Annotated in this window: 12 protein-coding genes; 5 read left to right on the plus strand and 7 right to left on the minus strand. The window is 64.0% G+C overall.

The window, feature by feature from the left end:
• Positions 1 to 161: 161 nt before the first annotated feature.
• Entirely contained in the window at positions 162 to 1,070 is a 909-nt protein-coding gene (locus ABWY06_RS08160) for a DMT family transporter (protein ID WP_353925068.1), read from the plus strand.
• A gap of 40 nt (positions 1,071 to 1,110) precedes the next feature.
• Here the strand turns inward: ABWY06_RS08160 and cysK are convergent, their stop codons facing one another.
• Positions 1,111 to 2,085 (minus strand): cysteine synthase A, encoded by a 975-nt coding sequence (cysK, locus tag ABWY06_RS08165; protein ID WP_353925069.1) that lies wholly within the window; start codon positions 2,083 to 2,085, stop codon positions 1,111 to 1,113.
• Between the two features lie 118 nt (positions 2,086 to 2,203).
• On the opposite strand from cysK, the gene ABWY06_RS08170 reads away from it, so the two are divergent.
• The 3 genes from ABWY06_RS08170 to ABWY06_RS08180 all read left to right on the plus strand — a co-directional run bounded on the left by ABWY06_RS08170 (position 2,204) and on the right by ABWY06_RS08180 (position 5,772).
• The gene (locus ABWY06_RS08170) at positions 2,204 to 3,286 is read left to right on the plus strand and encodes a DUF748 domain-containing protein (RefSeq protein ID WP_353925070.1); all 1,083 of its coding nucleotides are present in this window, start codon (positions 2,204 to 2,206) and stop codon (positions 3,284 to 3,286) included.
• A 260-nt stretch (positions 3,287 to 3,546) separates the two neighbouring features.
• A complete protein-coding gene (locus ABWY06_RS08175) occupies positions 3,547 to 4,392 on the plus strand; it encodes an AAA family ATPase (protein ID WP_353925071.1) in 846 nt (281 codons plus the stop codon).
• 201 nt (positions 4,393 to 4,593) lie between these two features.
• The gene (locus ABWY06_RS08180; RefSeq protein WP_353925072.1) at positions 4,594 to 5,772 is read left to right on the plus strand and encodes a vWA domain-containing protein; all 1,179 of its coding nucleotides are present in this window, start codon (positions 4,594 to 4,596) and stop codon (positions 5,770 to 5,772) included.
• Positions 5,773 to 5,818: 46 nt separating this feature from the next.
• Here the strand turns inward: ABWY06_RS08180 and ABWY06_RS08185 are convergent, their stop codons facing one another.
• The 6 genes from ABWY06_RS08185 to ABWY06_RS08210 form a co-directional block, all read right to left on the minus strand.
• Positions 5,819 to 6,718: a DUF2950 domain-containing protein gene (locus tag ABWY06_RS08185; RefSeq protein ID WP_353925073.1), complete on the minus strand. Its 900-nt coding sequence runs from the start codon at positions 6,716 to 6,718 to the stop codon at positions 5,819 to 5,821.
• Between the two features lie 13 nt (positions 6,719 to 6,731).
• Entirely contained in the window at positions 6,732 to 8,099 is a 1,368-nt protein-coding gene (locus ABWY06_RS08190) for a DUF3300 domain-containing protein (RefSeq protein ID WP_353925074.1), read from the minus strand.
• 223 nt (positions 8,100 to 8,322) lie between these two features.
• Positions 8,323 to 8,856 (minus strand): DUF2937 family protein, encoded by a 534-nt coding sequence (locus ABWY06_RS08195; protein WP_353925075.1) that lies wholly within the window; start codon positions 8,854 to 8,856, stop codon positions 8,323 to 8,325.
• A gap of 43 nt (positions 8,857 to 8,899) precedes the next feature.
• Entirely contained in the window at positions 8,900 to 9,673 is a 774-nt protein-coding gene (locus tag ABWY06_RS08200; protein ID WP_353925076.1) for a class II glutamine amidotransferase, read from the minus strand.
• A 3-nt stretch (positions 9,674 to 9,676) separates the two neighbouring features.
• The gene (locus ABWY06_RS08205) at positions 9,677 to 10,123 is read right to left on the minus strand and encodes an HIT family protein (RefSeq protein ID WP_353925077.1); all 447 of its coding nucleotides are present in this window, start codon (positions 10,121 to 10,123) and stop codon (positions 9,677 to 9,679) included.
• A gap of 66 nt (positions 10,124 to 10,189) precedes the next feature.
• The gene (locus ABWY06_RS08210; protein WP_353925078.1) at positions 10,190 to 10,666 is read right to left on the minus strand and encodes an MFS transporter; all 477 of its coding nucleotides are present in this window, start codon (positions 10,664 to 10,666) and stop codon (positions 10,190 to 10,192) included.
• A 129-nt stretch (positions 10,667 to 10,795) separates the two neighbouring features.
• Here ABWY06_RS08210 and ABWY06_RS08215 point away from each other — a divergent pair, with 129 nt between their 5' ends.
• The gene (locus tag ABWY06_RS08215; protein WP_353925079.1) at positions 10,796 to 12,847 is read left to right on the plus strand and encodes a S9 family peptidase; all 2,052 of its coding nucleotides are present in this window, start codon (positions 10,796 to 10,798) and stop codon (positions 12,845 to 12,847) included.
• Position 12,848 lies beyond the last annotated feature (1 nt).

The following is a 12,848-nucleotide window of genomic DNA, read 5'->3' on the forward strand; positions in this document are numbered from 1 at the left end:
GCCAGAGGGCGCCCCAAGGAAAAGCGCCAAAGCGGACCCCTTGGAAAATATCTGCCGAGCCGCCGACCCTGCACCAAAGCTGGGCAGGGTCGATGTTTTGCCACTGGCAAGCAGGCGCCGTTGCGGTATGGTGGTCGGCCGCTCCTTTTTAGGTCACTGCCGTGAGACCCGTCGATTACCTGCGTCTGATCGCACTCGCCGCCATCTGGGGCGCCAGCTTCCTCTTTATGCGCATCGTCGCCCCCGTCCTTGGCACGCTGCCCACGGCTTTTTTCCGCGCTTTCCTGGCGGCCATCGGCCTGCTGGTGATCCTGCTGATCATGCGCGCCAGTTGGGATTTTCGCGGCAAGCTGAAACACTGCCTGGTGCTCGGGGTGATCAACGCCGGCATCCCCTCGGCCATGTATACCGCCGCGGCACAAGTGTTGCCGGCCGGTTACTCGGCCATTTTCAATGCCACCACGCCGATGATGGGCGTGCTGATCGGCGCCCTGTTTTTCGCCGAAGGAATCACGGCCACCAAGGCCGGCGGCGTGCTGCTCGGCCTGCTGGGGGTTGCCCTGCTCACTCGCACCGGGCCGGTCGCCTTCGATACGACCCTGCTCTGGGGCGCGCTGGCCTGCCTGATTGCCACCGCCTGCTACGGCTTCGCCGGGTTCCTGGCGCGGCGTTGGCTGGACCAGCAGGGCGGCCTGGACAGTCGCCTGGCGGCCTTTGGCAGTACGCTGGGGGCCAGCCTGCTGCTGTTGCCGCTGTTCGCGGTGTCCGCAATCAGCCAGCCGCCGGCCAGTTGGGGCGGCAGCACGGTCTGGCTGTCCCTGGCCGGGCTGGGTTTCGTCTGTACCGCCTTTGCCTATGTGCTGTATTTCCGCCTGCTCACCGATATAGGCCCGGTACGTTCGATGACGGTGACCTTCCTGATTCCGCCATTCGGTGTGCTTTGGGGCGCCCTGCTGCTGGATGAGCCGCTGTCCTGGGCCTATCTCTATGGCGGGGTGCTGATTGGCCTGGCACTGTGGCTGGTGGTCAAGCCCAGCGCCCCGGCCGCGAGCAACATCGAGTCCGCCTGAGCCATCGAGCCGAGCGCCCGGTGCACCGGGCGCCCGCCCGTTACTGCTGCAGTTCCTGTTCGCTGAACAGGCCCTCGAACAGCATGCTGCTCAGGTAGCGCTCCCCCGAATCCGGCAGGATCACCACCAGGGTCTTGCCCTGCATTTCCGGCTCTTCGGCCAGCCTGACCGCCGCGGCCATGGCCGCCCCGCAGGAAATGCCGCAGAGAATGCCTTCCTCGCGCATCAGCCGCAGGGCCATGGCCTTGGCATCGTCGTCAGTGACCAGCTCGACCCGATCGACCAAGGTCAGGTCGAGGTTCTTCGGCACGAAACCGGCACCGATGCCCTGGATCTTGTGCGGGCTGGGTTTGATCTCCTGGCCCGCGCGCGCCTGGGTGATCACGGGCGAGCTGAGCGGTTCCACGGCCACCGAGAGGATCTGCTTGCCCATGGTCTTCTTGATATAACGCGACACGCCGGTGATGGTGCCACCGGTGCCAACCCCGGACACCAGCACGTCGATCGCTCCATCGGTGTCGTTCCAGATTTCCGGGCCGGTGGTTTTTTCATGGATGGCCGGGTTGGCCGGGTTCTCGAACTGCTGCGGCAGGTAATAACGCTCGGGGTCGGTGGCGGCGATCTCCATGGCCTTTTCGATCGCCCCTTTCATGCCCTTGGCTGGCTCGGTCAATACCAGCTCCGCACCCAGGGCCTTGAGCACCTTGCGCCGCTCCAGGCTCATGGAGGCCGGCATGGTCAGCACCAGCTTGTAACCGCGGGCGGCGGCAACGAAGGCCAGGCCGATACCGGTGTTGCCCGAGGTGGGCTCTACCAGGGTCATGCCCGGCTTCAACAGTCCCCGGCTTTCGGCATCCCAAACCATGCTGGCACCGATCCGGCATTTGACCGAATAGGCCGGGTTGCGTCCTTCATTTTTGGCCAGGATGGTGACGCCCTTGGGCCCCAGGCGGTTGATCATGATCAGCGGTGTATTGCCGATGGCTTGCGCGTTGTCTGCATAGATGCGGCTCATGACGGTGTCCTTCCTACCTTGCCTGGAAAGCCTCCAAGCCTAAGACGGCGACCGGCATCAGTCCAGCCCAGCGCAGCCGGTCTGAACCCTTGGCCTCGCCCCATGGTCAATCTTGACTATGACGAGACTAAAAAAACGCTATGCGGTACCGGCCTGGACCCTGATCGGGTTGGCGTTGCTGCTGCTCGCCCTGCACCTGGCACTGCCCTATCTGGTGCGTGACTACCTCAACGGCAAACTGGCCGAGATGGGCGATTACCGCGGCCAGGTCAGCGATGTCGACCTGGCCTGGTGGCGCGGCGCCTACCGGATCAACGGCCTGCGGATCGTCAAGGTCGAGGGTAAGGTACCAGTGCCCTTTGTCGAAGCGCCGATCATCGACCTGGCCGTCAGCTGGCAGGCCCTGTGGGAGCACCGGGCCATAGTGGCGGTGGTGGTATTCGAACGCCCGGAGCTGAACTTCGTCGACGGCGGCACCGACCGCGCCGCCTCGCAAACCGGTCAGGGTACCGATTGGCGCGCGCAGATGAACAAGCTGCTGCCCATTACCCTTAACGAGGTACGGGTACGCGACGGACGTATCAGCTTCCATAATTTCAACTCCTCGCCCCCGGTCGATCTGGAAGCGACCGCTGTGGAGGCCAGCCTCTACAACCTGACGACGGTGGCCGACGCCGAAGGCGGACGTATCGCCCGCTTCGAAGGGCGAGCGCAACTGTTGGGCCACGCACCGCTGGAAAGCACGGCGAGCTTCGATCCGTTCCAGAATTTCGAGTCATTCGAGTTCAAGCTGCGGGCCACCGGTATCGAGCTCAAGCGCCTCAACGATTTTTCCTCCGCCTATGGCCAGTTCGACTTCAACGCCGGCAGCGGCGACCTGGTGATCGAAGCCCAGGCCAAGGAGGGCGAGCTCAGTGGTTATATCAAACCGCTGCTGCGCAACGTGGATGTCTTCAATTGGCGTCAGGATGTCAGCAACGAGGACAAGGGTTTCTTCCGCTCGGTCTGGGAAGCGCTGGTCGGCGGCGGCGAGAACCTGCTGAAAAATCAGTCCAGGGACCAGTTCGCCACTCGGGTCGAACTGAGCGGCAGCGTGCGCCAGCAGGAGATCAGCGCCTTTCGCGCCTTCCTGGCCATCCTGCGCAACGGCTTTGTACAGGCGTTCAATTCACGCTTCGAGGACGGCTCCACCGCGCCCTGAGTCGCAACCGCCCTTTCTCGCAGTGAACCGATGATGCGGCTTTCCGCTGTCCGGCACTCTCGGCAACCCGAGGCCTGGGCAGTCCGGGGAATCCGCACCGGGCGTCAGCCGTTCGAAACTCCAGACCTGCCCGCCCGCCATTCAGTGACTGAATGGCCGCGCTGCGTTCACAGCAGCATCGTCGGCGCGTTATAGTCGTCTTTTTTACAATACTGAACCGCCGGGTTTACTCCCGATGACTCCTGTTCGAGGATGTACCGATGAAATTCGAAGGCACCCAGGCCTATGTGGCCACTGACGACCTGAAGCTCGCGGTCAATGCCGCCATCACCCTGGAGCGTCCGCTGCTGGTCAAGGGCGAACCCGGCACCGGCAAGACCATGCTGGCCGAGCAGCTGGCCGAATCCTTTGGTGCCCGCCTGATCACCTGGCATATCAAGTCGACCACCAAGGCCCACCAGGGCCTGTATGAGTACGACGCGGTCAGCCGCCTGCGCGATTCGCAGCTGGACTCCGACAAGGTGCATGACGTCCGCAACTACATCAAGAAAGGCAAACTCTGGGAGGCCTTCGAGTCCGAAGAGCGGGTCATCCTGCTGATCGACGAAATCGACAAGGCCGACATCGAATTCCCCAACGACCTGCTGCAAGAACTCGACCAGATGGAGTTCTACGTTTACGAGACCAACGAGACGATCAAGGCAGTCAAGCGCCCGATCATCATCATCACCTCGAACAACGAAAAGGAACTGCCGGACGCCTTCCTGCGCCGCTGTTTCTTCCACTACATCGCCTTTCCCGACCGCGCGACGCTGCAAAAAATCGTCGACGTGCACTACCCGAATATCAAGAAGGACCTGGTGGCCGAAGCGCTGGACGTGTTCTTCGACGTGCGCAAGGTGCCGGGCCTGAAGAAAAAGCCTTCGACCTCGGAACTGGTCGACTGGCTCAAACTGCTGATGGCCGACAATATCGGCGAAGCGGTGCTGCGCGAACGGGATCCGACCAAGGCCATTCCGCCCCTGGCCGGCGCCCTGGTGAAAAATGAACAGGACGTGCAGTTGCTCGAGCGCCTGGCATTTATGAGCCGTCGCGCCGGTCGTTAGTCATCGGGCTGCTGCGCGTCGGCCATGCAGCGTTGAAATCCGGTTCGGGCTGCTCATTTACAGACGTAAACTCCGCGCCCTCACCGGATTCCGCCTTGCCTGGCTCTAGCTCGCGAGCCCTTGCACCGAGTCGATCCAATGCTCGTCATCGCGAGGGTTGGCATTGGTGCCCGCCCAGAACCAACCCATGAGGGCGCAGATATGCTGCTCAACCTATTTAATGAAATGCGCGCGGCCAAGGTGCCGGTGTCGGTACGCGAGCTGCTCGACCTGCTCAACGCGTTGAAGCACAACGTGGTATTCGCCGACATGGACGAATTCTATTTCCTCGCGCGCACCATCCTGGTCAAGGACGAGCGTCATTTCGACAAGTTCGACCGGGCCTTCGGTGCCTATTTCAGGGGGCTGGAGAATCTCAATCAGCACCTCGAGGCGCTGATCCCTGACGAGTGGCTGCGCAAGGAATTCGAGCGTTCGCTGACCGACGAGGACCGCGCCAAAATCGAATCCCTCGGCGGCCTGGACAAGCTGATCGAAGAATTCAAGAAACGCCTCGAAGAACAGAAGGAACGTCACGAGGGCGGCAACAAATGGATCGGCACCGGCGGTACCAGCCCCTTCGGTTCGGGCGGCTATAACCCCGAAGGCATTCGCGTGGGCGATGCCGGCAAACGCCAGGGCAAGGCGGTCAAGGTCTGGGACCAGCGCGAGTACAAAAATCTCGACGACCAGGTCGAACTGGGCACACGCAATATCAAGGTGGCGCTACGTCGCCTGCGCAAGTTCGCCCGTCAGGGCGCCCAGGATGAGCTGGACCTCGACGGCACCATCGACCACACCGCCAAGGACGGCGGCCTGCTGAATATCCAGATGCGTCCGGAACGGCGCAACGCAGTCAAGCTGTTGCTGCTGTTCGACATCGGCGGTTCGATGGATGCCCATGTCAAGGTCTGCGAAGAGCTGTTCTCGGCGTGCAAGACCGAGTTCAAGCACCTGGAGTATTTCTACTTTCACAATTGCATCTACGAATCGGTGTGGAAGAACAACTTGCGGCGCACCTCCGAGCGCATGTCGACCCAGGATCTGCTGCACAAGTACGGTGCCGACTACAAGGTGATCTTCGTCGGCGACGCCGCCATGGCGCCCTACGAAATCACCCAGGCCGGCGGCAGCGTCGAACACTGGAACGAAGAACCGGGTTATGTCTGGATCAAACGGTTTATGGAGAAGTACAAGAAGCTGGCCTGGATCAACCCCTACCCCAAGGACACCTGGAATTACACCGCTTCGACCAATATCGTCCGCGAGCTGGTTAACGAGCAGATGTATCCGCTGACCCTGAGCGGGCTGGAAGAAGGCATGCGTTTTCTGAGCAAATAACAACGGGCCCGATCGGGCCCGTTGTTCGTTCAACCCAGGCGCAGCTTCAAGGTGTCGCCGGCAATGCCTCCTCCGCCGCCTCACGCCAACTGCTGTCCGGATCGAAACGGTCCATGGCCTTCGCCAGCGTCGCACTGTCCGGGCCGAGGTCTTTCTCGAACACCTGGCCATCGTGACTGATCATGAAACTCATCACCCCAGTGTCGCCATAGGCGCTCGGCCAGGCGATCAGGGCGAATCCCCGACTCATATTGTCGCCCAGTCTGTAGCCGTAGGCGCCGCCTGGCGCCGAGGGGCCCTGGGCCGTGAGGATGCGGTAGTGGTAACCCTGCCAGTCGCCGTCGGGCAGCTCGTCGCCGAACAAGGGCCCGAGCGGGCTTTGCTCGATGCCCTCCTCCTCGGCCCAATACAGGCCATCGTACTGGCCGTCGCTGCTCATGAATTTTTGCGCATACTCGAGAACCCCGTCACCATCGCGGTCGACCTCGGCATAGTCCATCTGCGCATCGTGGTAAGCCCGCACCGCCTGGACGGTGGCCAGTTCGTTACGGCCGATGCGCCGGACACGGATCACCTCGCCACCGGCCTTGGCATCGAAGGCCCAGCCAGCCTGGTTATGCACCAGCGGCAAGGGGAACTCCCAGTGTTCGCTACCGACCAGCAGATGGCCCAGGCCCTGACCATCCACCTGCACCTGGTGCGCCTGCCGGTACAAGGTGAGGAAGGCATCGACGTCCTTGCGTTGGACGTCATCGGTGGGGATAAAGGTTCGCCAGTCGGTCCCCAGCAGGGCTCCCAGGCGCTCGCCATCGGCTTCGGCGCTCCCCAGCGCGGTCACCAGCGCTTCAGCGGCGGCCTCGGGGGTGGGAAAGGCTTGTAGCGCCTGCACCAGCGGAGCCAGTGCCAACAGCGACAACAACATGAAGACACGCAATCCAGCACTCATGAAGAATCTCCTGTCAGCGCCGACGGGCGCCGCCGCTGCGAGAGGATGACGGAGCACGTTGCACGCGCTGGCCACTGGAGCGTGCCGATTGCGGACGGCTGGCCGCTTGCCGACTGGCCTGGCCACGGTTGGCCTGGTCACGCGTCTGCCCAGGGCTGCGGGCACCGGCAAAGGCATTGTCGCGGGCTCCCCGACTACCGGCCTGCTGCTGGCGCACCTGCTGGCGAGCCTGGGGGTTGCTTTGCGCACGCGGACGCGCCTGGGACTGTTGCCGGTTGAGATCCCGGGTCGCCGTCTGGGCACGAGCGCGGGCCTCGCGGTTACTGGTGGCCGGCGCCTCGATACCGCGCTGCTGCAAGGACTGGCGGGCGCGCTCGCGGTCATTGACCCGGGCGGCGTCACGGCCGCGGAACGCATCGCGCTGCTGACTGCCCTGCAGGCGCTGGCTGAATTTCTCGCGACTGGCCTGGTCGCGATAAGGCACGCCGTTGCGATTGGCGGCGTTGTGCTTCCAGTTGTTCTGGTTAGCATTGATCTTGCGATTGGAGTTGATGTTGTTGTAGCGATTGACATCGATGTCGATGTCATTGCTACCCCAATTGCAATCGCCCCACAGTGAGTCGATGATTGCCACACCGGCCGCAAAGCCCAGTCCGGTCGCGAGCGCGCCGCCAAAGTAGTAACCCGGAGGGGGCGGGTAATACACCGGTTGCGATGGATAGGGCCAGGCGCCGTAGACCACGGTCGGGTTGTAGCTGGGCACGTAGATAACCTGCGGCTGGGCAGGCTCGATGATGATGGTCGCCGGGGCGGGCTGCTGCACCACTTCGACGGTAGACGCCGATGCGGGGGCTGGCTCGGCCGGTTTTTCAGTGACCTGTTGCTGCTCGTTGGACTTCAGGTGACCGGCAGCCTTCGCCGCACGCCTCAGGCGCTGCACCGAATCCATCACTGCATCGGGTTGCGCGAGAAAGGCATCACCCACCCGCTGCACCCAGGCCGGATCCTGGCCCAGCATGACCAGCACCGTCGGAAAGGCCACCAGCGACTGCACGCTCGGATCCCAGGGTTGCTCAGCGACCGCACGTACCGCCGTATCACCGCTGCTGTCGGGATGCTCCATGGACCAGGCCGCGGCGTCGGCAACATTGCCCGGGTAAGTCGTCGCCATCAGCACTTGTGCCAATAGCGCATCGGGGTACAGGGCCAGGGGTGCCAGCATCTGGTCCAGCTCCTCCGGGTTGAATACGGCCTCGGAGGCCGTTGCCGCCGCTGCCGGAGCAGCAGCCGGCGCCGGTGCGGCGAAGCTCTTGTCGATATTCGAACAGCTGGCCAGGGCCAGTGCGGCAAGTAGCAGGGTCCAGCGGTAGTAGACGCGCATGACGCCTCTCCAAGGGAATAAGCGGATTCAGGTGCAGGGCTACGGCGACCGTTGACAGTCTGTCCAAACCCGAGCGTCGTACGCCAAGCGCAAGCCGAAACGGCGTCCTCACTCAGCCTAGTCAATTGATAGCGCTTTGCCGCCCGAGTCTGCACGCAATGCCGAGGGTCACTGCGCGCTTGGCTGGGAGCACCTCCCAGAGACCGCTCAACACCCGGTGAAGTTAGCGCCAGTGGCGTTTTTCATATCCAACGGCCCGGTGTTTGCGGCCTATCCCCAGGGTCCAACCCAGTCCAAGCAGCACCAGTTCCACCAGCCAGGCCAGCAGCAGCGCACAGCCGATGCCCCAGGCGATCGCCTCGGGGGCCAGCAATACCTGGTAGCGATAGGCCTGGAAAGTTTCCGCCCGTAGTTCGGGGTCGGCGGCCACCGCCACGTGCCACGCCTTGGCATACCAGGGGCCTTGCAACGCTTCCCACTCCCGTTGCCAACGCAGACCACGGCTCAGCAACAGGTTGAGACTGTCGGCATCGCTGCGCATCACCGGGTCCTCGCTCGCCCGGTAATGCCCCACCAGCGCCTGCAGGTCGCCGTTGAAAAAGCGCTGAGCCGTCTCACGGAAACCCTTGAGCCCCTCCTCGGACTCCAGTCGGTGCGCTTCCACACGATTGCCGTAATCATGCACGAAGCCTGGCACCTGGACGCCGATCAGCAGCCCCAGGGCGAATAATCCCAACCGCAGATAACTTCGTAGCACCTGTCTCTCCCTGTCTTATGGTTTACCCGCGACTTCAGTGACCTCAGCTCTGCCCCGCCGCCACGGATTCGCCGCGGCGCCAGAGGCTCCATTGCCCTGGCTGGTACAGCGTCCAGGTTTCGTTCTCGGTCAAGGGTTCGGTGGCCAATACCGTCACCACGTCGTTGGGCGTGGTTTCCGCCTGGAAGTCGACGATGACATCCACATCTTTCAACCGAGCCGGTCCGAAGGGCGCGCGCCGGGTGATCTGCGCCAGCTTGGTCGAACAATAGGCGAACAGCCAATCGCCGTCGCTAAGCAGGCAGTTGAACACACCCTTGTGACGAAATTCACTGCAGCTCGCCACCAGCAACGCCAGCATGGCGTCAATGTCCGCCGGCGCGGCGAACGCCAGACGCAGCCGATTGAGCAATTCGCAGAAGGCGGCCTCGCTGTCGGTGTCGCCCACCGGTTGGTAAAAGCCGTCGGCCGGCTGGAAATCCGCCAGCTGGCCGTTGTGGGCGAAACACCAGTTGCGCCCCCACATCTCGCGCATAAAGGGGTGGGTGTTGGCCAGACAGACCCGGCCGACATTGGCCTGGCGTATATGACCTATCACCACTTCGCTCTTGATCGGGTAACGCTGCACCAACTGCGCCACTTCGGACTCGCAACTCGCTCGCGGATCCTGGAACAGCCGCAGACCACGCCCTTCGTAGAAGCCAATGCCCCAGCCATCGCGGTGCGGCCCGGTACGGCCGCCTCGTTGCATCAGCCCGGTAAAACTGAACACGATATCGGTGGGTACATTGGCACTCATGCCCAGCAGTTCGCACATGGCTCAGGCCTCCTGCCGCAGCACGCCGCGCAACAGCTCGGCCTCGGCCACCAGGCGCACGTGCAGGCGCTGGCGGCCCAGGGGCAGGAAACGGGTCAGGGCGCGCCAGAGCAGCGCCGCCAGATCGCCGCGGCGACGTGGCACCAGGTGCAGATGCAGGTGCGGCACGTGTTGATTGGCCAAGGGACCGTCGTTGAGCATCAGATTGACCCCTTCGATACCCGCCCCGGCGGCATACAGCGCCCGCGTCAGGCGTTCCGCCAGGGCGAGCAGGCGTTCACGGGCCGGCACCGGCAGGTCGTGCAGAAAGGGCGCATGGGTCCGGCTGATGACCAGCAGGTGGCCTGGACGCAACGGATGGATATCCAGCAGCACCAGGAAATCCTCCTCCTCGTGCAACAGGTACGCCGGCAAGCGCCCGGCGACAATGGCGCAGAACACGCAGTCCATGGACGCTCCTCGATCGAAGGGGCCATGCTGACCGGCTGACGCCGACTGTGCAAGCGCCGCGCCGGATTACAGGCGCGGTTCGATCCGCAGGCGGCCGTTAGCATCGGCACTGGGTTGCAGTGCTTCGACGGGTTGCTGTTCCCTGTCCATGATCTCGCGCAAGGTCGGCTCGTCATCGGCAATCGGCGCCGGTTGACTGGAGCGGCCACGCCACCAGCGTTCGATCGGCCAGCGCAGCGCGGCGAATACCAGGTACAGGCCCAGGGCGATCAAGCCGTACAGCGCCAGGTCGGCCACCGCGCGCCAGACGTTGTTGCCGACCTTGAACAGCAGGTCCAGGGCGGTGATGGCGATCGCCGGGGCGAACAGCTCCTTGGTCGGATCGATGATGGTCGGCGTCAGCAGCAGCACGCCCATCAGCAGGCGCAGGGGCTCACGCAGGAAACGCCAGAGCCAGCCGGTCAGACGAAACCACACCAGCAGGCAGCCCAGTGCGGCGACGGCATAGGCGGACCAGGCGAGCAGGTAATCTTGTTCAGTCATAGGGTCGGAACATGGCGAGACGATTGAAAGGGCGCTTATGATAACGGCTTTTCCGCGCACCGGCGCGCCCGCCGTGATGTGCCGAGCGCAGCCTGACCGGCGCGTCCCCTTCTTGCCATCGAGTTGCCCATGCCCCCTGCGTCTTTTGAACTCAAAGCCCCCGTCGCCCGCCAACACGCCGGCCCCGACCCGTACCGCTGGCTGGAGGAACGCGACGCCCCCGCGGTGCTGGAGTACCTGAACGCCGAAAACACCTACCTCGAGACGCAGTTGGCCGATCAGCGGGAGCTGCGCCAGGCCTTGTTCGAGGAGATCAAGGGGCGGATCCGCGAGACCGACCTGTCGCTGCCCTCCCCCTGGGGCGCCTACCTGTATTACCAGCGCACCACCGCCGGCGACGAGTACCCGCGGCACTACCGCTGCGCCCGCCCTGCGGACGACTCGCTGGACGTGGATGAGGCCAGCGAACAGCTACTGCTGGACCCCAACACCTTGGCCGAGGGCGGGTTTATCGCCCTCGGCGCCTTCAGCATCAGCCCCGACCACGCCCGCCTGGCCTACAGCCTGGACACCAGTGGCGAAGAGATCTACCGGCTGTATGTAAAGGAGCTGGCGACAGGCGAGGTGATCGAGCTGCCATTCGAGCACTGCGACGGCAGCCTGACCTGGGCCAACGACAGCCAAACGCTGTTCTTCGGCGAGCTGGACGACACCCACCGCCCGCACCGCCTGCACCGCTATCGTCTGGGCGAGGCAAGCGCCGAGCAGGTGTTCGAAGAGAACGACGGACGTTTTTTCCTCAGCTGCTACCGCAGCAGTTCGGAGCGCCAGCTGATCCTGGCCCTCGGCAGCAAGACCACCGCCGAGGCCTGGGTGCTGGATGCCGACCGCCCGCGGGACAGCTTCCAGTGCGTCGCGCCCCGGGAAGAAGGCCATGACTATCACCTCGACCATGGCCAGGTCGAAGGCCGCTGGAGCTGGCTGATCCGCAGCAACCAGGCCGGCATCAATTTCGCCCTGTACCACGTGCCGGAGCAGGACGTTCCGCGGCGCGCGGCCTGGCAGACGCTGGTGCCTCACGACGACGCGGTGATGCTCGAGGACATCAGCCTGAACGCCCAGGCCCTGGTGCTCAGCCTGCGCCAAGGTGGCCTGCCGATCATCGAGGTGCGGGCCCAGGGCCTGCCGCCGGCGCGGTTGCAGCTGCCCGACGCGGCCTACAGCCTCCATGTGCACGACACCCTGGAATTCGACAGTCCGCTGATCCGCCTGCGCTACGAGGCATTGAACCGCCCCGCCCAGGTCCGTCAGCTGCACCTGCTCAGCGGCGAACAGCGGGTGCTCAAGCAGACGCCGGTGGAGGGACCCTTCGACCCGGAGGCCTATGTCAGCCAGCGCCTGTGGGCCCGTGCGCCCGATGGCACCCAGGTGCCGATCAGCCTGGTGGCCCGCCGCGAGGTGCTGGGTCAGCCCGCACCGCTTTACCTCTACGGCTACGGCGCCTATGGCGAGAGCCTCGACCCCTGGTTCTCCCACGCACGCCTGAGCCTGCTGGACCGTGGTTTCGTCTTTGCCATCGCCCATGTCCGGGGCGGCGGCGAGCTGGGCGAAGCCTGGTACCGCGCCGGCAAGCTGGAACATAAACACAACAGCTTCGACGATTTCATCGCCTGCGCCGAACACCTGATCGCCGGCGGCTACACCCAGCCCTCGCGACTGGCGATCAGCGGCGGTAGCGCCGGCGGCCTGTTGATTGGCGCGGTACTCAACCAGCGCCCCGAGTTGTTCGCTGCCGCCATCGCCGAGGTGCCCTTCGTCGACGTGCTCAACACCATGCAGAACCCGGACCTGCCGTTGACCCTGACCGAATACGACGAATGGGGCGATCCCCACGAACCCGAGGTCTACCAGCGCATCCAGGCCTACGCCCCCTACGAGAACGTCCGCGCCCAAGCCTACCCGGCGATGCTGGTGGTCGCCGGCTACAACGACAGCCGTGTGCAGTATTGGGAAGCAGCCAAATGGGTGGCCAAGCTGCGGGCCAGCAAGACCGACCACAACCCGCTGTTGCTCAAGACCGAACTGGACGCGGGCCACGGCGGCATGAGCGGCCGCTACCAGGGCCTGCACGATGTCGCCCTGGAATATGCCTTCCTGCTTAAGGTGCTGCGGCTGACCTGAG

The sequence above is a fragment of the Pseudomonas sp. genome (assembly GCF_040514055.1).
Taxonomy (GTDB): Bacteria; Pseudomonadota; Gammaproteobacteria; order Pseudomonadales; family Pseudomonadaceae; genus Aquipseudomonas.

Coding starts and splice junctions, on each gene's coding strand:
- cysK (WP_353925069.1), bottom strand. CDS start 2,085: ATGAGCCGCATCTATGCAGACAACGCGCAAGCCATCGGCAATACACCG.
- ABWY06_RS08170 (WP_353925070.1), top strand. CDS start 2,204: ATGACGAGACTAAAAAAACGCTATGCGGTACCGGCCTGGACCCTGATC.
- ABWY06_RS08175 (WP_353925071.1), top strand. CDS start 3,547: ATGAAATTCGAAGGCACCCAGGCCTATGTGGCCACTGACGACCTGAAG.
- ABWY06_RS08180 (WP_353925072.1), top strand. CDS start 4,594: ATGCTGCTCAACCTATTTAATGAAATGCGCGCGGCCAAGGTGCCGGTG.
- ABWY06_RS08185 (WP_353925073.1), bottom strand. CDS start 6,718: ATGAGTGCTGGATTGCGTGTCTTCATGTTGTTGTCGCTGTTGGCACTG.
- ABWY06_RS08190 (WP_353925074.1), bottom strand. CDS start 8,099: ATGCGCGTCTACTACCGCTGGACCCTGCTACTTGCCGCACTGGCCCTG.
- ABWY06_RS08200 (WP_353925076.1), bottom strand. CDS start 9,673: ATGTGCGAACTGCTGGGCATGAGTGCCAATGTACCCACCGATATCGTG.
- ABWY06_RS08205 (WP_353925077.1), bottom strand. CDS start 10,123: ATGGACTGCGTGTTCTGCGCCATTGTCGCCGGGCGCTTGCCGGCGTAC.
- ABWY06_RS08210 (WP_353925078.1), bottom strand. CDS start 10,666: ATGACTGAACAAGATTACCTGCTCGCCTGGTCCGCCTATGCCGTCGCC.
- ABWY06_RS08215 (WP_353925079.1), top strand. CDS start 10,796: ATGCCCCCTGCGTCTTTTGAACTCAAAGCCCCCGTCGCCCGCCAACAC.